The 20380-nt window shown below is 69.4% G+C and carries 19 protein-coding genes and 1 tRNA gene; 8 read left to right on the top strand and 12 right to left on the bottom strand.

From position 1 onward, the window contains the following. Positions 1–135 precede the first annotated feature (135 nt). Positions 136–1653, top strand: a complete 1518-nt coding sequence (locus tag CYL12_RS14900) for a SulP family inorganic anion transporter (protein ID WP_101848276.1) — start codon at positions 136–138, stop codon at positions 1651–1653. Between the two features lie 50 nt (positions 1654–1703). Here CYL12_RS14900 and CYL12_RS14895 read toward each other — a convergent pair whose 3' ends face one another. Next, a complete protein-coding gene (locus CYL12_RS14895) occupies positions 1704–2663 on the bottom strand; it encodes a GlxA family transcriptional regulator (RefSeq protein ID WP_101848275.1) in 960 nt (319 codons plus the stop codon). Positions 2664–2786: 123 nt separating this feature from the next. Here CYL12_RS14895 and CYL12_RS14890 point away from each other — a divergent pair, with 123 nt between their 5' ends. Further along, entirely contained in the window at positions 2787–3413 is a 627-nt protein-coding gene (locus tag CYL12_RS14890) for a cysteine hydrolase family protein (protein ID WP_101848838.1), read from the top strand. A gap of 211 nt (positions 3414–3624) precedes the next feature. Here CYL12_RS14890 and CYL12_RS14885 read toward each other — a convergent pair. Next, positions 3625–3715 (bottom strand) — tRNA-Ser (locus CYL12_RS14885). 45 nt (positions 3716–3760) lie between these two features. Further along, a complete protein-coding gene (locus CYL12_RS14880; protein WP_101848274.1) occupies positions 3761–4807 on the bottom strand; it encodes a hypothetical protein in 1047 nt (348 codons plus the stop codon). Between the two features lie 87 nt (positions 4808–4894). Here CYL12_RS14880 and CYL12_RS14875 point away from each other — a divergent pair, with 87 nt between their 5' ends. After that, the gene (locus tag CYL12_RS14875; protein WP_101848273.1) at positions 4895–5677 is read left to right on the top strand and encodes a hypothetical protein; all 783 of its coding nucleotides are present in this window, start codon (positions 4895–4897) and stop codon (positions 5675–5677) included. A 3-nt stretch (positions 5678–5680) separates the two neighbouring features. Here CYL12_RS14875 and cydC read toward each other — a convergent pair whose 3' ends face one another. From cydC to CYL12_RS14850, 5 genes are read right to left on the bottom strand one after another with little or no spacing between them, the layout of a single operon-like run. Beyond that, entirely contained in the window at positions 5681–7348 is a 1668-nt protein-coding gene (gene cydC / locus CYL12_RS14870; RefSeq protein ID WP_101848272.1) for a thiol reductant ABC exporter subunit CydC, read from the bottom strand. Beyond that, positions 7345–9006: a thiol reductant ABC exporter subunit CydD gene (cydD, locus tag CYL12_RS14865; RefSeq protein WP_233486764.1), complete on the bottom strand. Its 1662-nt coding sequence runs from the start codon at positions 9004–9006 to the stop codon at positions 7345–7347. Before cydD ends, cydC begins: the two co-directional genes overlap by 4 nt. Beyond that, positions 9003–10031: a cytochrome d ubiquinol oxidase subunit II gene (gene cydB / locus CYL12_RS14860; RefSeq protein ID WP_101848270.1), complete on the bottom strand. Its 1029-nt coding sequence runs from the start codon at positions 10029–10031 to the stop codon at positions 9003–9005. The genes cydD and cydB overlap by 4 nt, the downstream gene beginning before the upstream one ends. Positions 10032–10045: 14 nt before the next feature. After that, positions 10046–11461, bottom strand: coding sequence for a cytochrome ubiquinol oxidase subunit I (locus CYL12_RS14855; RefSeq protein ID WP_101848269.1), 1416 nt, complete (start codon positions 11459–11461; stop codon positions 10046–10048). Then, positions 11448–12122 carry a helix-turn-helix transcriptional regulator gene (locus tag CYL12_RS14850; protein WP_101848268.1) on the bottom strand — a complete coding sequence of 225 codons (675 nt, stop codon included), beginning with the start codon at positions 12120–12122 and terminating at the stop codon, positions 11448–11450. Before CYL12_RS14850 ends, CYL12_RS14855 begins: the two co-directional genes overlap by 14 nt. A 100-nt stretch (positions 12123–12222) precedes the next feature. Here CYL12_RS14850 and radA point away from each other — a divergent pair, with 100 nt between their 5' ends. Further along, entirely contained in the window at positions 12223–13590 is a 1368-nt protein-coding gene (radA, locus tag CYL12_RS14845) for a DNA repair protein RadA (protein ID WP_101848267.1), read from the top strand. Between the two features lie 17 nt (positions 13591–13607). Here radA and CYL12_RS14840 read toward each other — a convergent pair whose 3' ends face one another. The 4 genes from CYL12_RS14840 to CYL12_RS14825 form a co-directional block, all read right to left on the bottom strand. Next, complete coding sequence (locus tag CYL12_RS14840; RefSeq protein ID WP_101848266.1) at positions 13608–14027, bottom strand: dehydrogenase; 420 nt, start codon at positions 14025–14027, stop codon at positions 13608–13610. Positions 14028–14267: 240 nt separating this feature from the next. Then, on the bottom strand, positions 14268–14918 hold the full coding sequence (locus CYL12_RS14835; protein ID WP_101848265.1) for a hypothetical protein: 651 nt from the start codon (positions 14916–14918) through the stop codon (positions 14268–14270). Positions 14919–14979: 61 nt separating this feature from the next. Further along, positions 14980–15480 (bottom strand): amino-acid N-acetyltransferase, encoded by a 501-nt coding sequence (locus CYL12_RS14830; protein WP_101848264.1) that lies wholly within the window; start codon positions 15478–15480, stop codon positions 14980–14982. 123 nt (positions 15481–15603) lie between these two features. After that, positions 15604–18135, bottom strand: a complete 2532-nt coding sequence (locus CYL12_RS14825; RefSeq protein ID WP_025105479.1) for an ATP-dependent Clp protease ATP-binding subunit — start codon at positions 18133–18135, stop codon at positions 15604–15606. A 175-nt stretch (positions 18136–18310) separates the two neighbouring features. Between CYL12_RS14825 and CYL12_RS14820 the strand changes: the two genes are divergently transcribed. The 4 genes from CYL12_RS14820 to CYL12_RS14805 all read left to right on the top strand — a co-directional run bounded on the left by CYL12_RS14820 (position 18311) and on the right by CYL12_RS14805 (position 20304). Then, a complete protein-coding gene (locus CYL12_RS14820; RefSeq protein ID WP_101848263.1) occupies positions 18311–18934 on the top strand; it encodes a hypothetical protein in 624 nt (207 codons plus the stop codon). Beyond that, positions 18934–19569 carry a hypothetical protein gene (locus CYL12_RS14815; protein ID WP_101848262.1) on the top strand — a complete coding sequence of 212 codons (636 nt, stop codon included), beginning with the start codon at positions 18934–18936 and terminating at the stop codon, positions 19567–19569. Before CYL12_RS14820 ends, CYL12_RS14815 begins: the two co-directional genes overlap by 1 nt. Beyond that, positions 19566–19802, top strand: a complete 237-nt coding sequence (locus tag CYL12_RS14810; protein ID WP_025105475.1) for a helix-turn-helix domain-containing protein — start codon at positions 19566–19568, stop codon at positions 19800–19802. The genes CYL12_RS14815 and CYL12_RS14810 overlap by 4 nt, the downstream gene beginning before the upstream one ends. Before the next feature lie 160 nt (positions 19803–19962). Next, positions 19963–20304, top strand: coding sequence for a hypothetical protein (locus CYL12_RS14805; RefSeq protein ID WP_101848261.1), 342 nt, complete (start codon positions 19963–19965; stop codon positions 20302–20304). Positions 20305–20380: the final 76 nt, after the last annotated feature.

The following is a 20380-nucleotide window of genomic DNA, read 5'->3' as shown; positions in this document are numbered from 1 at the left end:
TTAGAGTCAGATCGGGCGCGGCTCTCGCGTCCGACATCCCCTCATCTTCTCGCGTCGGACTGACCGACGCCTGCGCAGCGTCGCGCTCACGAACATCTCCCCGCTCTCACGAGAGAGCCCGACTCCGGAGGGCCCATGACCACCGTCACCCCGCGTCGCGATGCCGCATCGCGATACCGCATCGAACCCACGGTCCTGCAGGCGCTGCGCAATCCTCGCCTGCTCACCCGCGAAGTGCTTGCCGGCCTCGTGGTCGCGATCGCGCTGATCCCCGAGGCGATCGCGTTCTCGATCATCGCCGGCGTCGACCCGCGCGTAGGCCTGTTCTCGTCGTTCATCATGGCGGTCGCGATCGCGTTCCTCGGCGGACGGCCCGCAATGATCACCGCCGCCACCGGTGCGATCGCCCTCGTCATCGCCCCGGTGGCGCGCGAGTACGGCATGGACTACTTCATCGCGACCGTGCTGCTGGGCGGGCTCATCCAGGTCGTCCTCGCCGTCCTCGGCGTCGCGAAGCTCATGCGCTTCATCCCCCGGTCCGTCATGGTCGGCTTCGTCAACGCGCTGGCGATCCTCATCTTCACCTCGCAGCTCCCGCAACTCTTCGGTGACAGCATCCCGTGGCTGGTGTACCCGCTCGTGGCCGTCGGTCTCGTCATCGTGTTCGTGATGCCCCGGTTCACGAAGGTCATCCCGGCGCCGCTGGTGGCCATCATCCTGCTGACCGCCGCGGTCGCCGTGTTCGGCTGGAAAGTGCCGAATGTGGGCGATCAGGGCGAACTGCCCCGCAGCCTGCCCGAGCTCTTCATCCCGAACGTGCCCCTGACCGTCGAGACGCTGCAGATCATCGCGCCCTACGCCCTCGCTATGGCCGTCGTCGGCCTGCTCGAGTCGCTCATGACCGCCAAGCTCGTCGACGACATCACCGATACGCACTCGCGGAAGACCCGCGAAGCGTGGGGTCAGGGCGCCGCGAACATCCTCTCCGGCGCCTTCGGCGGCATGGGCGGCTGCGCCATGATCGGCCAGACCATGATCAACGTGAAGGCATCGGGGGCTCGGACGCGCATCTCGACCTTCCTCGCCGGCGTCTTCCTGCTGATCCTCGTGCTGGTGCTCGGCGACGTCGTCGCGATCATCCCGATGGCCGCACTGGTCGCGGTGATGATCCTCGTGTCGGTCGCCACGTTCGACTGGCACAGCATCCACCCCTCGACCCTGCGCCGGATGCCGAAGAGCGAAACCGCCGTCATGCTCATCACCGTCGTCGCGACCGTGTGGACCCACAACCTCGCGATCGGCGTCGTGCTCGGCGTGATCGCCGCGATGGTCATGTTCACCCGGCGGGTCGCGCACTTCGTCAGCGTCACTCGCACCGTCGACGACGCCGCCGCGCACTACGCCGTCGACGGAGAACTGTTCTTCGCCTCGAGCAACGACCTGACCACCCAGTTCGAGTACGCCGACGATCCCGACACCATCGTCATCGACATGAGCCGCTCGCACGTGTGGGACGCCTCGACCGTCGCCGCGCTCGACGCGATCGTCACGAAGTACGAGCACCACGGCAAGACCGTGACGATCGAAGGCCTCAACGACACCGCCGCCGCGTTCCACGGCCGGCTCACCGGCAACCTCGGCAGCGACCACTGACGGTGGAACGGCGCGGAGTCGGCGTGCCTCGTCGCCTCAAGCCGCCGCGCTCATCGACCCGGCGAATCGGCCGGGTCCCCGAAGCGTCGGCGGTACTGCGACGGAGAGACGCGGTATGCGTCGACGAAGCGCTGGCGGAAGGTGGTGGGGCTGCCGAACCCGCATTCGCTGGCGATCTGGTCCACGGAGAAGTCCGTGACTTCGAGGAGCCGGCGCGCCTCGTCCAGGCGTCGCAAGCGCACCCATGCTGCGGGGGTCGCTCCGGTCGAGACCCGGAAGGCACGGACGAACGATCGCCGGCTCATGTGAGCTTGCGTGGCCAAGCGCTCGACCGAGAGATCCTCGTTCAGGTTCCGCAGCGCCCAGTCGAGGACAGCGGCGATCGGTTCATGGTCGGGCCGGGACAGAGGGCGTTCGATGTACTGAGCCTGGCCGCCGTCACGGTGCGGCGCGATGACGAGGTGACGCGCGACCTGATTGGCGGCCGCCGAGCCTAGTCTCGAGCGAACCACGTGGAGGCATGCGTCGAGCGCCGATGCAGTGCCGGCAGACGTGAGGACATCGCCGTGATCGATGTACAGAACGGTCTGATCGACCCGGATATCCGAGTGCCGCGAGGCCAACAGATCGAACCCCTGCCAATGCGTCACGGCCGCACGACCGGCGAGCAGTCCGGCATCCGCAACAGGAATCGCACCGAGGCACAGTCCGGCCACCGCGGCCCCGCGGCGGTGGGACGACTGCAAGAGGCCGACGATCTCAGCGTCCGCGGGTCGGCCATCCGAATGCCACGAAGGCACCACCACGAGGTCCGCCGTCTCGGCCACCGACGGGCCGGCGAGTCCTGCGACCCCGTACCCCTCGGCGGTGACCACAGCATCTCCCGTCGCAGAGAAGAGAACCGGATCCCACTGATCGAGACCCTGTCGCGTCACCTCATCGAAGACCATCTGAGGCACCGCGAGGTGGAACATCGTCACCCCGTCGAACGCGTAGATCGCGATGCGCATGGAATCCTCTCGATTGGCCCAAAGTCATCGATATTGCGCCTTCAGGCCAATGGTACGCGACCGACGCGAAGCGAAGACTGGATGCCGATCCTCGAACCCGCGAGGACCCGACCCGGAGACATCATGGCCAATCGCGCACTCATCGTCATCGACGTTCAGCAGGACTACTTCGGTGGTCCGCTCGAAATCCAATACCCCCCTCACGAGGAGTCTCTGCCCCGTATCGCGGAGGCGATCGACACCGCCGCCGAAGCAGGCCTGCCCGTCGCTGTCATCCAGCACTCGATGGGCGAGGGCGCCCCTGTCTTCGATCCGGGATCTCCCGGCTTCCGTCTGCACCCCGAGGTGGAACGCCGCGATCGCGACAGCTGGAAGCGCATCATCAAGCAGCACGGGTCGGTCTTCGCCGGCACCGACCTGGCAGAGTGGCTGCGCGAGAACGACATCGACGCCATCACGCTCATCGGCTACATGACCAACAACTGCGTCCTCGCATCCGCTGTCGAGGCCGAGGGTCTGGGATTCAGCGTTGAAGTCCTCTCCGACGCCACCGGAGCCGTCAACCTCGCTAACGAGGCGGGGGCCGTCGACGCGAAGACCCTGCACACCGCGCTCCTCACGCTGCTCAACTCCAACTGGGCCGCCGTCGGCACCACTGCATCGTGGATCGCCTCCGCGCCCATGGGCGAACTTCTCCCCAAGAGCGACCTGGGCACCTCCGCAATCACCGGACTCCAGCACGCCAGCTGAAAGACGACGATCCCGATGGGCCGCTCCTCCTTCAGCGGCCGACATGAACCCGTTCCGCTGCAGCTCAACCGAGGCGAGGAACTCCTACCGATCCTCGCCTCGGCGGGGACCCGACCCTCATCGACAAGGTGGTCGGTGTCCAGGAGGCCGGTGAGCGATGACGCCGCTCGCGGAGATACGGAAAAACCCCCTCGCGAAGAGGGGGTTTCCATGGCGGTGACGGTGGGATTTGAACCCACGGTAGGGGGTTACCCTACACAACTTTTCGAGAGTTGCACCTTCGGCCGCTCGGACACGTCACCGCGGATCAGTTTACGACACCGGGGCCGAGCGCGCGAATCGACGGGTCACCAGGCGGTGGCGACCTCGGCGTGGGCGCGGAGGATGCCCTCCGTGGAGCCGGCGGGGGCACGGCCGATGCCGCACTCCGTCGCGACGCCGAAGTCCGGGGCGAACCGGGCCGCCGCGGCGATCCGGCGGCGGGCGCCCTCCGCACCGTCCTCCCGGTGCACGAGACCGAGGTAGAGCTCCTCGACAGGGGCGAGGTCCGCGAGCGGGGCGAAGTAGGCCTCGTCGTCGTGGCCGATCGGCACGGGCAGGTGCAGCCAGGTGAGCGGACGGTGGGCCGCCGCGATGACGGCGTTGGCGTAGCGGACGAGGGAGCCGGCGTCCGTCGGTTCGAAGAAGTGCTTCTCCCCCGCGTCGCCGTAGCAGAGGTGCACACCCACCTCGACGTCGTCCGGGACGGCGTCGACGAGCGCGGCCAGACGCGAGACAAGCCCGTCGAACGGGTCACCGGGCCACCACGCCTCCATGACGGCGCCGTAGCCGGAGGCCCCCTCGATGATGCCCATCTCGCTGGCGACATCCCACTGCAGGGCAAGGTCATCGTGCGGGATCGCGGCGAGGATCTCATCGAGCTCGCGGCGCATCGCGGCGGTGTATACGGGCTCGATCGCGGCCCGGTCGTCGCCATGGAAGAAGGAGGAGATGACGGCGAGCGGGGTCGGCAGCGACACCTGGAACCGGGTGCCCGCCGGAACGGCCCCCTCGGCGCGCAAGCGCGCGAACAGCCGGTACGACTCGATGGCGGCGGAGGCGTACCCCAGCGGAGGCAGCGCGATCACCGAAGGGTCCACACCGTCGGCGATGCGGAGGCCGCGGGCGTCGATGCCGGCGGGGAACGGGATGGGCTCGTCGCCGATCCGCTCGATACCGTCCGCCTGGCCGATGACGTCGGGCTGGAACATGATCCAGTGGAACCGTTTGCCCACCTCGCCGTCCGGGATGCGGCGCAACCGGTCGCCGAGCAGCTCCGCAGCGGTGCGCATCGTGGTCTCGGCGTCGTCGAAGTTCACACTGCCCACGAGAAGGGCACCCTGGGGCTGCGTCATGCCCTCAGAATATCCCTCGGTCGGGATTAGGATTGCCTAAGAACCCGCCGCCTCCGGGGGCAGAACGACGGGAAGGATGCACGCAGCATGGGATTCATCACCTCCGCGGCACTCGCCGAGACCGGATACGTGGTCCTCGACGACGAGAGCACCCCGGTGGACCCGTCCGAGTGGCAGGACCTCGAGTACGTCGGCTGGCGCTCCTCCGGCATCACCCGGTTCGCACCCCTGACGAGCTACGCGGGCGACATCGACTGCAACGGCTTCTGGAACCACACGCCCCCGCGCACCGACAAGGACGGCGTCTGGATCCCTTCACAGGTCGCGATCGCCCCGACCCTGCAGCGTCGCGCCCTGGCCCCCGGCGCCGGCGTCGGCCGCTGCCGCGTGATCGAGCTCCAGCCGAACGACTACGCCGACGCGATCTACAACCTCCACCAGGACGACAACAACCGCCTGAACGAGCCCGGCACCGGCTGGGTGGTGCGCGGGTATGACAACCTCACCGACGACACCGACTCGATGCTCATCCTCCGCTCCGACCGGTTCGACCCGGCCACCGAGGTCCGGCTGCCGCTGCGCGCCGGCTCGCGGATCATCGTCGACACGCAGCGCTTCTGGCACGCCGTGTGGCACCGCGGCACGGGCCCGCGGTACGCGCTCATCACCTCCTGGACGAGCGGCCCCGAGCTCGACGCGTACATCGCCGCGAACCACGGCGATCCGCACCCGCCGACCGTCGACCTCGACCCGCGTCTGGTCGACGAGGCGCAGGTCGAGATGCACCGCCGGATCGAGGAGCGTCGTCGCGCGTTCGAGGCGCAGGGCATCGTGATGGAGCCGCCCGCCGACATGAACCTCGTCGGCTGAGGCTCAGACCGTCCGGCCGCCCTCGATCCGCACGACCCGGTCGACCGTCCCCGCGGGCGGCGCCACGTGCGAGATGAGCAGCACCGACTGCTCCCCCGTCGCCTCCAGCAGGTCGCGCAGCAGGGCGTCCGAGGCCTCGGGATCCACGCCCGCCGTCGGCTCGTCCAGCACGAGCACCGGGAATCCCCGCAGCAGCGCGCGAGCCAGAGCGATCCGCTGCGCCTGACCGCCGGACACCAGCGCACCGCGGTCGCCCACTCGGGCATCGAGGCCCCCGCGCTCCCGGACCCATGCCGCAAGCCCTACGCGGTCGAGGACGGCGAGGAGTTCGTCGTCGGTGGCGGTGTCCCTGGCGAAGAGCAGGTTCTGCCGTACGTCCTCGTCGAACAGCTGCGGCTGCTGCTCGCACAGACCGACGACGCGGCGCAGCGCCGGTCCGGACAGCGCCGCCGCGTCGTGGTCGCCGATCCGGTATTCGCCGTCCACGCGTAGGAAGCCGACGAGCGCGGCTGCGAGAGAGCTCTTGCCCGCCCCGCTCGCTCCGGAGACCAGCACCCGCTCCCCCGGCGCGAGGTCGAGGTCGACGCCGGTCAACGCCGCCGCGCCGCCGGGCCAATGCGCCGTGGCACCGCGCAGGGTGAGGGCGGGCACACCCTTCACCTCGACATCCGCCCCCGCGTCGGTCCGCAGCTCCGGCGGCATCCGTTCGGGCAGCACGTCCACGATGCGCTCCGCACTCGCGCGGACGCTGCGCCACGACGCCGCCGCGATGGGCACGGCACCGAACACCTCGAACACGACCATCGGCACGAGCACCGCGACCGCGAGCCACGGGGCGTCGATGGCTCCGGTGGCGAGGCCGGGGGCTGCCACCGCGAGCGCCCAGACGGACGCGACCCCGGCCATCAGCGAGACGACTCCGGCGGCGACGGCCTGTGCGAGCGACGCCCGGCCGACGACCCGACGCAGGGCGGCGTCCGCGACGCGGATCCGCTCCCGCGCCTGCGCCTCCGCACCGAACGCGAGGAGCACGTCGAGGCTGCCGAAGTAGTCGACGAGGGCGGCGGAGACCTCGGCCCGCCGCGCCGACACGGCGGCCTCCGCGCGAGAGCCGAAGATCCAGCCGAGCCCGACGGCGGCGAGCGCGGCGACGAGGAGGCAGACCGCGAGGGTGAGGGCGGCAGGCGGCGAGACGAAGGCGAGGAAGCCGACGGCCCCCAGGGCGACGACGCCCGAGACCGCGAGCGGCTGCACGACCCGGAGCGGGAGGTTCTGCAGGTTCTCCACGTCGTCGACGAGCGCCGCGAGCACCTGGCCCCGGTCCGTCGCGCCGAGCCCCGCCGGCGAGAGCGGGATGAGGCGGCGCACCATGTCGGACCGGGTCGTCGCGAGCTGCCGGAGCGCGGCGTCGTGACCGCTCAGCCGCTCCAGATACCGCGTGACGGCCCTGGTCACGGCGAAGAACCGCACTCCGACGACCGCGATGGACAGCGGCACGAGGGAGTCGACGATCGACGCGCTCACGATCAGCCAGCCGCTCACCGCGAGGAGGCTCACCGCGGCGGCCGCCGACAGCACGCCCCAGATCAGCCCGGGGAGGAACCGTCGGAACGGCGGCTGCGCGAGCCGGAGCACCTCCCGGACCCGGTCGCCGCGGGTCGTCTCGGTCATGCGCTCACCCCCATCGCCACGATCCGGTCGGCGATGTCTCTCGCCGAGCGGCGGTGCGAAATAAGGAGGACGGTGGCGCCGGCATCCGCCCGTGCGCGCAGCGACCGCCACAGCCACTCCTCGGTGTCGGCGTCGAGGGCACTGGAGGGCTCATCGAGCGCGAGCATCCGGTCCGGCGCGCCGTCGTGGCGGTACAGGGCCCTGGCCACCGCGACGCGCTGCGCCTGCCCTCCCGACAACCCTGCGCCCTGCACGCCCAGCGCGCGGTCAGCGTCGATCCCTTCGGCGCACGCGGCGTCGAGGGCTCGGCGCACACGGGCGAGGTCGGGAGCCGCATCCCCGAGGGCGACGTTCTCCGCGACCGTGCCGCGCATCAGCCCTGGCGTCTGTCCTGCCCAGGCGAGCCAGTCGGACGGCGCGAGCTCGACGACGTCCCGTCCGCCCCAGGTCGCCGTGCCCGTGTAGTCCACCGCTCCCCGCAGGGCGGCGAGCAGACTCGACTTCCCTGACCCGCTCGGCCCTTCGATCAGGGTCACCGTCCCCGGCTCCGCGACGAACGACACCGGCGGCAGATCCCGTACCCGCAGCCCCTGGACCACGAGTCCCCGCCGATCCGTCCGCACGACCTCGGCACGGCTGCCGGCCGAATCCCCGCGGTTCGGTCGTGCATCCGGGTCCGGGTCGTGCAGACGCACCCTGCCCCGGTCGCGGTCGCGCGCCGCATCCAGCACGTCGAACACGTCCTCCGTGGCCGCGACCCCCTCGGCTGCGGCGTGGAACTGCACGCCGACCTGACGGATGGGGAGGAAGGCCTCGGGCGCGAGCAGCAGCACGAAGAGCCCGACCTCCAGGCTCAGGTCACCCGACAGCAGCCGGAAACCGACCGCGACCGCGATGAGCGCGACCGCGAGCGACGACAGCAGCTCCATCGCGAAGCCGGAGAGGAACGAGAACCGGAGCACCTTCATGGTCTCGCGGCGGTACTCGTCGGCGGTCACCTCGATGCGGTCGGCCGCCCGACGATCCCGGCCGAAAAGCCGCAACGTCGACAGCCCCTGCACCGTGTCGGCGAACCGGGCGGCGAGGTGCTGCAGCGTCTGCCACTGCTTCTTCTGCACCGTCCGGGTCGCGATGCCGATGAGGATGAGGAACAGCGGGATGAGCGGCAGGGTGATGACGGCCGTGAGTCCGCTCGGCCAGTCCTGCCACCACATGACCGCGACGAGCACGGGCGTCGCGATGACGGTGAGCACGAGCTGCGGGATGTACCGCGCGAAGTACGCGTCCAGGGCTTCCAGGCCGTGACCGGCGGTGACGGCGATCTGCGTCTGATTCCGCTGCGCGAGCCAGCCCGGCCCGAGCCGCCCGACGGCCGCGACGAGGGCCGCACGCAGCTGCATCCCGGTGCGGGCCGCGGCCTGCGTGCCCGCGGCGTCGGAGGCGGCGATGAGCAGACCGCGCAGCAGTGCCGTCCCGAGCAGCCAGAGCAGCGTGACCGTGACGTCGCGCCCCGCGATGGCGCCGACGATCGCTTCGGTCAGCAGCCACGCGAAGGCGATCGTCACCGCGGTCTGGAAGACGCCGATCGCGGCCGACGCCAGGAGGAACCCCCGGGCGGCGGCCGCGTATCGGAGCAGCCTCGGATCGACGGGTTTCACGCGTGCGCCGGAGCCCCCTCGATCGACCGGCGCGTGACACGCTTGCGGAACACCCAGTAGGTCCATGTCTGGTACGCGATGACCAGCGGGAGGGCGATCAGCGCGGTCCAGCTCATGATCTGCAGCGTATACGGAGTACTGGACGCGTTGGCGATCGTGAGGCTGTACGCCGGGTCGATCGTCGACGGCATGACGAACGGGAACAGCGCCGAGAAGAGCATGACCACGGCGAACATGACCGTGAGCATGCCGGCGAAGAACGCCCACCCTTCACGGCGGACGAGCGAGAAGCCGACCGCCGCGATCAGGCTGACCGCCGCGAGCGCACCGGCACCGATGACCAGCCAGAGCAGCGGAGCCTCGCGGCCCATCGCGATCGCGACCGTCCAGATCACGGTCGCGGCGGCGACGAGGATCGTCGGGATGGCGGCCTTCTTGGCGAGCTTCTGCGCGTCCTCGTGCACCTGGCCGTCCGTCTTCAGCGCGACGAACAGCACGCCGTGCAGGAAGAAGAGCAGCAGGGTCGTCACGCCGACCAGCAGCGCGTACGGGTTGAGCAGCGAGAAGAAGCCGCCGACGTAGATGTGGTTCTCATCGATCGCGACGCCCTGCACGATGTTGCCGAAGGCGACGCCCCAGAGCAGCGCCGGCACGACCGAGCCGATCACGATCATCCGATCGAAGCCCTGCTTCCACTTGCGGCTCTCCCGCTGGTGGCGGTACTCGAACGAGACGCCGCGGAGGATGAGCGCCAGCAGGATGAGCAGCAGCGGCAGGTAGAACCCGCTGAACAGGGTGGCGTACCACTCCGGGAACGAGGCGAACAGCGAGGCCCCGGCCACGATGACCCAGGTCTCGTTGAGGTCCCACACAGGGCCGATCGTGTTGATGACCTGCCGGCGGGACACGTCGTCCTTGCCGAGGAAAGGCAGCGACATGCCGACGCCGAAGTCGAACCCGTCGAGGACGAAGTAGCCGACGAACAGGAAGGCGACCACCCAGAACCAGATCGTTGCGAGATCCATGATGCTCGTTCCTCTCAGTACACGACCGACGGCAGCTGAGCCGTCTCCTCATGGGGCTGTTCGTCGGTGTCGGGCCCCTTCTGGGCGGCCTTGACGATCAGCTTGACCTCGACCACGGCGAGCGCGGCGTAGATCGCGGTGAAGGCGATCAGCGAGATCAGGACCTCGAGCCCGCTCACGCCGGGCGAGACGCCGTCGCGGGTGGACATCAGGCCGAACACGATCCAGGGCTGTCGACCCATCTCGGTGAACACCCAGCCCATGATGTTGGCGGCGAGGGCGAGCGGGAACGACCAGATCGCGACCTTCCACATCCACGGCGCGACCGGCTTGGTCGCCTTCTTGCGGGTGACCCAGAGGCCGGCGACGGCGACGAGGGCGGCGGCCATGCCGAGGCCGATCATCCAGCGGAACGACCAGTACGTGATCCACAGGACCGGGGCGAAGTCGGTGAGGCCGGTGCTCGCGTACGTCTGGGCGTACTCGGCGTTCAGGTCGTTGATGCCGTGCACACAGGCGTCGAGCGTGTGGGTCGACAGCAGCGACAGCAGGTACGGCACCCGGATCGAGAACAGCTCCGAGCTGCCGTCCGGCGTCCCCAGCGTGAAGATGCTGAAGGAGGCGTCGGCACCGCAGACGGTATTGAACGTGGCCTCGGCGGCGGCCATCTTCATCGGCTGCGCGGCGTACATCGCCAGACCCAGCTGGTCGCCGGTGAGCACGACGCCCGCGGTGGAGAAGATCATCGCCCAGAGGCCGAACTTCAGCGAGACGCGCATGGTGTCGAAGTGCTGGCCACGGGCGAGGTGCCACGCCGACACCGAGATGACGACACCGGCGGCGAACATGAGCGCGCCGAAGATGGTGTGCGGGAACGCGGCGAGGGCGACGGGGTTGGTCAGCAGCGCCCAGAAGTCGGTGAGCTCGGCGCGGTTGGTCACCTCGTTGTACGTGTAGCCGACCGGGTTCTGCATGAACGCGTTGGCGGCGATGATGAAGTACGCCGACAGGATGCTGCCGATCGAGACGCACCAGATGGTGGCGAGGTGGAGCTTCTGCGGCAGCTTGTCCCAGCCGAAGATCCAGAGGCCGATGAAGGTCGCCTCGAAGAAGAAGGCCAGCAGGCCCTCGAACGCGAGCGGGGCGCCGAAGACGTCGCCGACGAAGCGGGAGTAGTCCGACCAGTTCATGCCGAACTGGAACTCCTGCACGATGCCGGTGACCACCCCCATCGCGAAGTTGATGAGGAAGATCTTCCCGAAGAATCGCGTGAGGTGCAGGTACTGGACCTTGGCCGTCCTCACCCACGCGGTCTGGAAGATCGCGGCGACGAGCGCCATGCCGATCGTCAGCGGGACGAAGAGGTAGTGGTAGACGGTCGTCAGGCCGAACTGCCATCGGGCCAGGGCGAGCGGATCAAGCCATTCCATGAGCGACTCCCGTTCTGTTCGACGCCGGCGCGGTGATGTCGCGCAGCTGCACGGTGCATTCGGAGGGCAGCGCGGCCTCGCGCACGCACTCGGCCTCGAGCGGACCCCCCGCTTCCGCCAGGATGCCCTGCATCAGGCCGAGATGCACCTGGCACAGCATGGGGCGGTCCTCCGGCCGGCCCGCCGCGTGGGGGCACGGACTCAGGTCGACGGTCAGGCCGCGGTCGTCCACGACCGGCTCGAAGCCGCTTTCCTCCAGGTGCTCGACGAGGGCGTCGAGCTGGTAGGTGGCGTCCTTCCCGAGGGCCGTTCCGGTGCCGGGGAGCACGCTGCGCAGGAGGTCTCCCCGACGGGCCGCGGCCTTGGCCTTGTTCCGCGCGACCGGACTGGAGGCTTCGGGAGCCCCGGTGGCGGCGCGGTACAGCGTGCGCGGACGGCCCCGGGTAGTGCGGTGCTCGACGGTCGGGATGACGTAGCCGCCCTCGATCAACCGCTGGAGGTGCTCCCGCACGGTGTTCGGGTGGAGACCGGTGGCCTCGCACAGATCGCCGATCGCGAGTTCCCCGGAGGCATGTGAGTGCCCGGCCTCGAAGAGGAGGTGCAGGATGCGCACCCGGGAGTAGCTGGAGATCGGCCCGCAGACGGACCCGCCGTTGGACATGACTCAATTATCGGTCGGGACCGGTGGCTGCCGGGGGCTCCGGGCCGTGAATAATCCCCCGGTCGATAGGGATGTCTGATCCCGCCGATAGCCTGGGGGCATGGCCACCCGGAAACCCGCTCCCCCCGCCTATGTCTGCACCGAGTGCGGGTGGACGACGGCCAAGTGGGTCGGCCGCTGCGGGGAGTGCCAGCAGTGGGGCACGGTCCAGGAGCAGACCACGCAGACCGGCATCCTCCGCCGTGTGAACGCCCTCGCCCCGACCGCCGATCGCGCCGCCCGGCCGATCACGCAGATCACCACGCAGGACGCTCCGCGGCGCACGAGCGGCGTCGGTGAGTTCGACCGCGTGCTCGGCGGCGGCATCGTGCCGGGGGCCGCGATCCTCCTCAGCGGCGAGCCCGGCGTGGGCAAGTCGACCCTGCTTCTGGAAGTCGCCGCGCAGGCGGCGCGGAGCGGGCGACGAGTGCTGTACGCGAGCGCCGAGGAGTCGCCGGCCCAGGTGCGCCTGCGGGCGGAGCGGACGGGCGCCCTGCATGACGAGCTCTACCTCGCGAGCGAGACCGACCTCGCCACCATCCTCGGGCACATCGACGAGGTGCAGCCGCAGCTCGTCATCGTCGACTCCGTGCAGACCGTGTCCTCCTCCCTCACGGACGGCGCGGCCGGTCAGCCCAGCCAGGTGCGGGAGGTCGCTGCGACCCTGATCAGAGTGGCGAAGGAGCGCGACCTGCCGATCATCATCGTCGGGCACGTCACCAAGGACGGTCAGGTGGCGGGTCCCCGGGTGCTGGAGCATCTCGTCGACGTCGTCTGCCACTTCGAGGGCGACCGGCAGACCTCGCTGCGCTTCATCCGTGCGCTCAAGAACCGCTTCGGCCCCACCGACGAGGTCGGCTGCTTCGAGATGACCGGAGACGGCATCGCCGAGGTCCCCGACCCCTCCGGCCTGTTCCTGTCGCAGGGCGCCTCCGAACCCGGGACCTGCGTGGCCATCTCCCTCGAGGGCCGTCGGGCACTCCCCGTCGAGGTGCAGGCGCTCACCGTGCCGAGCAACGCCCCGAACCCCCGACGCATCGTGCACGGCCTCGACTCCTCGCGGGTGGCCATGGTGCTGGCGATCCTCGAGCGCCGGGCGGGGGTGCCCACCGGCAGCCTCGACGTCTACGTGTCCACGGTGGGCGGGGTGCGGTTCACGGAGCCCGCGGCCGACCTCGCGATCGCGATCGCCGTCGCCGGGTCCATCCAGATGATCTCGGTTCCGCGCACGGTCGCCGCTGTCGGCGAGCTCAGCCTCGCCGGTGAGGTGCGGCCGGTGACGCAGGCGGCGCAGCGGCGCTCGGAGGCGGCGCGCCTCGGCTACGAGCAGGTCGTGGACGACCGCTCGAAGACCCTGCGTGCGGCACTGGGAGACGTCAGGGCACGCAACAGCTCCCGTCGCCCTGATCGCGACATCCCGCCGTTCTGAGCCGGAGGGACGCCAGGTCAGGCGTCGAGCGCCTTGAGGAGCTCCACGGGGTCGGCCTGCATCGGGTGCGGCCCGGCGATGTCGAGGAACACGGTCGTGATCGGGTGCGCCGACAGGAAAGTGCGCAGCCAGGTCGCGTCGTAGATGCCGACGCCCGGCGGGAGGTTCGCCGGCTTGTTCTTCGCATCGCTGAACAGCAGCAGGGCGAGGTCGCCCGAGTTCGGGTCCCGATAGGTCCACACCTCACCGCTGTCGAGCGGATTGTCGCGCGCCCCCGGCTTGATGAGCGGGACGACGATGGTGCCGTGCCGGAGCGCGAGGGCGACGGCGGCGACGTCCTGCTTCTCGAGCGCGAGAGCCAGCGCCTCGGACCGGAAGTCCTCGGGGGCCGGCTTCTTCTTCGCGCTCTTCCCGGACTTCGCCTTCTTCGCTGCCATGCTTCCAGCTTAGGCATCGGCGCGGCGCGACGGCGCCGGAGAAAGATTGGGGCCCTCTCGAGTCCTCCATTGGGGACTGGGGTACTCGAGAGGGCCCTCGGACTCTCGAGCGGCGGTGTCGAAGCGCTGGGGACGCTGTGATTCGACGCCACTGGGGATGGCATGTTGCCGCATAGGCGGAGAGTCACCTCTATGGTATCCCAAAGAATGACCCCTGTCAGCACAGATCCCGGTCGGGACTCAGTACAGCAGGATCTGCGTGGTGGACGCAGCCGGGAAGCCGCCGATCGAGACGCCCACGTGGTACGACGCTCCTCCGCCCGGCGCGCGTTGCCGGTTCTCCTGCGCGCACGTCTCGACGCTGGAGCGCGTCCGATCCCAGACGACCGGCTCCTTGCTCACGACGGTGGACCCCGCGGTGAGCGTGGCGATCATGCTGCTCGGGTTCTCCTGGCAGTCCGTCGAGCGCCACCACACGTCGGAGCCGCTGGAGATGGTGAACACCTGCGTCGCGGAGCCGACATCGAGCGTGCAGTCCGTGGCGCCTTTGTTGGTGAGGGAGATCGAGAGCTGCGGCGAGGCGCCGTCCGCGTACGACTCGGCGTCCGTCACGGCCTTCACCTCGACGTCCTTCGCTTCACAGGCGACGACGGCCGGAGTGGCATCAACGGAGGGCGACGGCGAGGGACCCGGGGAGGCGGAATCGGAAGGTGTGGGGGCGGTGGTAACCGAAGAGGTCGGCGCCGGGCCGGACTCCGGCCCACCGGTGGCCGCCCACGGCCGGGCGACGAGGAGCCACACGGTGGCTCCGACGATCGCGAGGACGAGGATCAGCCCCAGCAGCACGGCCAGCCGCCGACGACGGTATACGGCGGGGGACTGACGGGGCATGCCTCCAGGTTAAGCGATCCCCCTCTGCGAGCCTGGGAGGCGCGAGGTCGTGGCCCGGGGCTCAGAGCACCTTGAGCATGCGGGTGTTGCCGAGGGTGTTCGGCTTCACGTGCGCGAGGTCGAGGAACTCCTCGACGCCGGCGTCACCGCTGCGCAGGAGCTGCGAGTACACGTCGGGATCGACGACCTGCTCCCCGATGGGCGTGAACCCGCGACGTCCGAAGAAGTCGACCTCGAACGTGAGGCAGAACAGGCGCGTGAGCCCGAGCGCCCGCGCGTTCTCCTCCAGCCGCTCGACGATCGCCCGACCGACGCCGTGATGGAGCCAGTAGTCGCGGACGAGCAGGGTACGCACCTCGCCGAGGTCCTCCCAGATCACGTGCAGCGCGCCGCAGCCGATCAGCTCCCCGTCCGCCTCGGCGACGACGAACTCCTGCACGGCGCCGTAGAGCACGGCGAGATCCTTGCCGAGCAGGATGCGCTGCTCCACCATCGGCTGGAGCAGGTTCCGGATGCTGACGATGTCGGCGCTGCGGGCCGGCCGGACGATGTACGCGCTCACCCGACCAGCCTAGGACCCGCCTCTCCCGACGACTCTCAGACGCGGCACAGCTTCGGAGATCCCGGGGAGACGACGAAGGGGCGGATGCTGTCGCATCCGCCCCTTCGGTGACCGTGTCGAGGATCAGTCGTTGCCGGTGATCGCCAGGTCGGGCGTGCCGGAGATGGCGCCACCGCCGGTGTTGACACCGACCGCGACCTTCTCGCCGCGCGGGCCGTGCTCGAACAGGAACTCCCCGTCCTTCGCGTCGACCTTCACGTGGTCGCCCGAGTCGAGCTCGCCGTGCAGGATCTTCTCCGACAGACGGTCCTCGATCTCGTGCTGCATCGCGCGACGCAGCGGGCGAGCACCCAGGGCCGGGTCGAAGCCGATCTCGATCAGACGCTCCTTGGCCGACTGCGACAGCTCGATCGTCATGTCGCGGTCGAGCAGACGCTCGCCGAGGCGCTTCGTGAACAGGTCCACGATCTGCACCAGCTCGTCCTTGCTCAGCTGCGGGAAGACGATGATGTCGTCGACACGGTTGAGGAACTCGGGCTTGAAGTGCCGCTTGAGCTCCTCGTTGACCTTGCCCTTCATCCGCTCGTAGCTCGTGGCGTTGTTGCCCTCGATCTGGAAGCCGACGGGGCCGCCGGCGATGTCGCGCGCACCGAGGTTCGTGGTCATGATGATGACCGTGTTCTTGAAGTCCACGATCCGACCCTGACCGTCGGTGAGGCGACCCTCCTCGAGGATCTGCAGCAGCGAGTTGAAGATGTCCGGGTGCGCCTTCTCGATCTCGTCGAAGAGGACCACGCTGAACGGCTTGCGCCGCACCTTCTCGGTGAGCTGGCCGCCCTCTTCGAAGCCGACGAACCCGGGAGGGGCACCGAACAGCCGCGAGACGGTGTGCTTCTCGCCGAACTCGCTCATGTCGAGCGAGATCAGCGCGGCCTCGTCGTCGAAGAGGAACTCCGCGAGCGCCTTCGCCAGCTCGGTCTTTCCGACGCCCGTGGGGCCGGCGAAGATGAACGAGCCGGAGGGACGCTTCGGGTCCTTGAGGCCGGCACGCTGGCGACGGATGGTCTTGGAGAGCGCCGCGATGGCCTCCTCCTGACCGATGACGCGCTGGTGCAGCGCCTTCTCCATGAAGACGAGTCGGCTGGACTCCTCCTCCGTCAGCTTGAACACGGGGATACCGGTCGCCTGGGCGAGCACCTCGGCGATCAGGCCCTCGTCGACGACCGCCTGGGTCGCGACGTCGCCCGCACGCCACTGCTTCTCCAGACGCAGCCGCTCGGCGAGGAGGCTCTTCTCCTCGTCGCGCAGGGAGGCGGCCTTCTCGAAGTCCTGCTCCTCGGAGGCGATCTCCTTCTGCTCGCGCACGGCGGCGATCTTCTCGTCGAACTCACGCAGCTCGGGCGGGCTGGACAGGATCGACAGACGCAGGCGGGCGCCCGCCTCGTCGATCAGGTCGATGGCCTTGTCCGGGAGGAAGCGGTCGGAGACGTAGCGGTCGGCGAGGTTCGCCGCGGCCACGATCGCGCCGTCGGTGATCTGCACCTTGTGGTGCGCCTCGTACCGGTCGCGCAGCCCCTTGAGGATGTTGATCGCGTGCGGCAGCGTCGGCTCGTTCACCTGCACCGGCTGGAAGCGGCGCTCGAGTGCGGCGTCCTTCTCGAAGTGCTTGCGGTACTCGTCGAGCGTGGTGGCGCCGATCGTCTGGAGCTCACCGCGGGCGAGCAGCGGCTTGAGGATGCTGGCCGCGTCGATCGCACCCTCGGCGGCACCCGCACCCACGAGGGTGTGGATCTCGTCGATGAAGACGATGATGTCGCCGCGCGTGCGGATCTCCTTGGTGACCTTCTTCAGGCGCTCCTCGAAGTCACCCCGGTAGCGGGAACCGGCGATGAGCGAGCCGAGGTCGAGCGAGTAGAGCTGCTTGTCCTTCAGCGTCTCGGGCACATCGCCCTTGACGATCGCCTGGGCGAGGCCCTCGACGACGGCGGTCTTGCCGACGCCGGGCTCGCCGATCAGGACGGGGTTGTTCTTGGAGCGGCGGGAGAGGATCTGCATGACCCGCTCCGCCTCCTTCTCGCGCCCGATGACCGGGTCGAGCTTGTTGTCGCGTGCAGCCTGCGTGAGGTTGCGACCGAACTGGTCGAGCACCTGCGAGCCGCCCTGCGCACCCGAGGGGGTGTCGTTGGACTGCGCACCGACGGACGCGGGCTCGCGGCCCGGAGCGCCGGAGAGCAGCTGGATGACCTGCTGCCGCACCTTGTTGAGGTCGGCGCCCAGCTTGACGAGCACCTGAGCGGCCACGCCCTCACCCTCGCGGATGAGGCCGAGGAGGATGTGCTCGGTGCCGATGTAGTTGTGACCGAGCTGCAGGGCCTCGCGGAGGCTGAGCTCGAGCACCTTCTTGGCGCGCGGCGTGAACGGGATGTGGCCGGTCGGCTGCTGCTGACCCTGGCCGATGATGTCCTGCACCTGCTCGCGCACGGCGTCGAGGGAGATGCCGAGCGACTCCAGCGCCTTGGCTGCGACGCCCTCGCCCTCGTGGATGAGGCCGAGCAGGATGTGCTCGGTGCCGATGTAGTTGTGGTTGAGCATCTTCGCCTCTTCTTGGGCGAGGACGACCACTCGACGGGCTCGGTCCGTGAATCTCTCGAACATGTTGACTCCTTATTCGCACGGGGCGAAGACGCATGAAGCGCTTGTACATCGAGAGTAACGACCAGGAATGGCGGGTATGCCCGTGTTCGCCGTGGGCATAGCGAGGCCTTGACGGGTTTATCGACAGTCGTTATGTTAACGAAAGTCGATAAACTCAGACTCTCAGGAGGAGCTCATGCTCGCCACGGAAAGACGTCCTTCGCTCGTCGACGGCATCGCGCTCGGGCTCATCGCGACCGGCGCCGTCAGCGTCGGGATCGGCGCCGTCGTCGCCGTCGCGCAGGCCGCCGGTGCTCTGTTCGCCCCGTCGCCGACGGTCGTGATGCCGGTGCACGACGTCGACCTCTCCGCGCTCGACGGCGTGGCCGGAATCGAGGGAGCCGCCGTCGACTCCGCCCTCGTCACGCTCACTGCGCCGCCCGCGGCTGCCCGCTGGCTGCTGCTGCTCGAGACGGCGCTCCCCGCGCTCGCCACGATCGCCCTCTGCGCGGTGGTCTGGTGGCTCGGCGTCTCCCTCATCCGCTCCCGCCCATTCCGCGCCTCCCTCGGGTGGATGTTCGCCGTCGCCGCCTGCCTGCTCATGGCGGGCACGCTGTTCGGGCAGCTCGCCGGTGGCATCGGCCGGGCCGAGATCGTGAAGGATCTGGCCGCGACGGACCGCGCCGTGGAGGACGTGCTGTGGACGCTCCTCGTGCAGTTCGACCTCGCGCCGGTGGGGTGGGCGTTCGCCCTGGCCCTCGTGGCGGGCGTGTTCACGATCGGCCGCCGCCTGCAGCGCGACACGGAAGGACTGGTCTGATGGCCACCGACACCGCCACCCGCTCCGAGCGGGCCGATGCGATCACCGTCATCCTCTATGCGGCGGCGGCCCTCGTGACCGTCGGCCTCGCGACGACACTGCGCGTCGGCAGCACCTTCCGGGACGCCGGGATCGCGCGGTCGATCCCCATCGACGAACAGCCGATCTCGGCGACCACCGACTCCGGGCAGATCTCCGTCGAGGGCATCGCGCAGGAGGCGATGGTCTTCGCGACCGGGGTGAACGGCGTCTCGATCGCCGCCATCGTCGCGGCCATCGCACTGTGGGCCCTGGCCGCCGTCGCCATCATCGGCGCGGTGACGCTCGTCGCCTGGAACTTCCTCCGCGGCCGGTTCTTCGTACCGGGCAACGCACGCGCCTTCGACGTGATCGGCTGGACGCTCGTGCTCGCGCCGATCGCGATCGTGATGCTCGAGACCATGGGGCGCAACGGCGTGACCGCGGCGCTCGGACTCGGCGACGGGGAACCCGTGCACCCGATCGAGTTCTGGGCGATCGCGCCGATCTTCGCCACCGGGGTCACCGTCGGGTTGATCGCCGTCGCCTTCCGTCGCGGCATCCGGCTGCAACAGGAGAAGGTCGTGCTGGAGAAGGAGACGGAGGGGCTGGTGTGAGCCCGGCGGAGAGCGACGACGAGTTCACGGGCATCCACTGCCGTCTGGACGAGCTGCTGGCGGCTCGCGGGATGACGCTGACGGAGCTGAGCGCCGCCGTCGGCGTCAGCATCGTGAACCTGTCCGTCCTGAAGAACGACCGCGCCCGCGCGATCCGCTACTCCACCCTGCGGGCCATCTGCGACGCGCTCGACTGCGAGGTCGGCGACCTGCTCGTCCTCGCCGACCGGTGATCCGCCGACCCACCCCCTTCTGTGCGCCCCGGCCCCCTACGGACGCACGTAAGGGGCCGGGGCGCGCGCAAAGGGGTGGGTCGGCGGCGGGCGTGCATGAAAACATGACGCGCCGCAAGCCCCTTCTATGAGTCGGCTGTGAGTGGATAGCGTCACCCGCATGACCAGCACCCGCATCCCTTCGCGTCGCGGCCTCCGCCTTCTGGCGATCGTCCCGGCCGCTGCCCTCGCCTTCTCCCTCGCCGCCTGCGCGGGAGACAGCCGCCCCTCGGTCGACGACGTCGCCGACGGCATCCAGAAGGTCTTCGAGGGCACCGCACAGGAGGAGGCCATGACCGACGACGCCGCCACCTGTCTGGCCGAAGCGCTCGTCGACTCCGACCTCAGCGACGAGACCCTCGGCTACATCGCCGACGGCGAGGACAAGCAGCGGGACGAGGCCGACAAGGCCCTCACGACCCAGATCATCCAGGACAACCTTCAGAACTGCGTCACGCCCTGACGGCGGATCGCAGCGAAGGATGACGGCCGTGGGAGGGTGGCCGTCATCCTTCGTCATATCCGCCCAGGGAATTCTC

The sequence above is a fragment of the Zhihengliuella sp. ISTPL4 genome, assembly GCF_002848265.1.
Taxonomy (GTDB): Bacteria; Actinomycetota; Actinomycetes; order Actinomycetales; family Microbacteriaceae; genus Microbacterium.
This window is presented reverse-complemented; position numbering and strand designations above follow the sequence as displayed.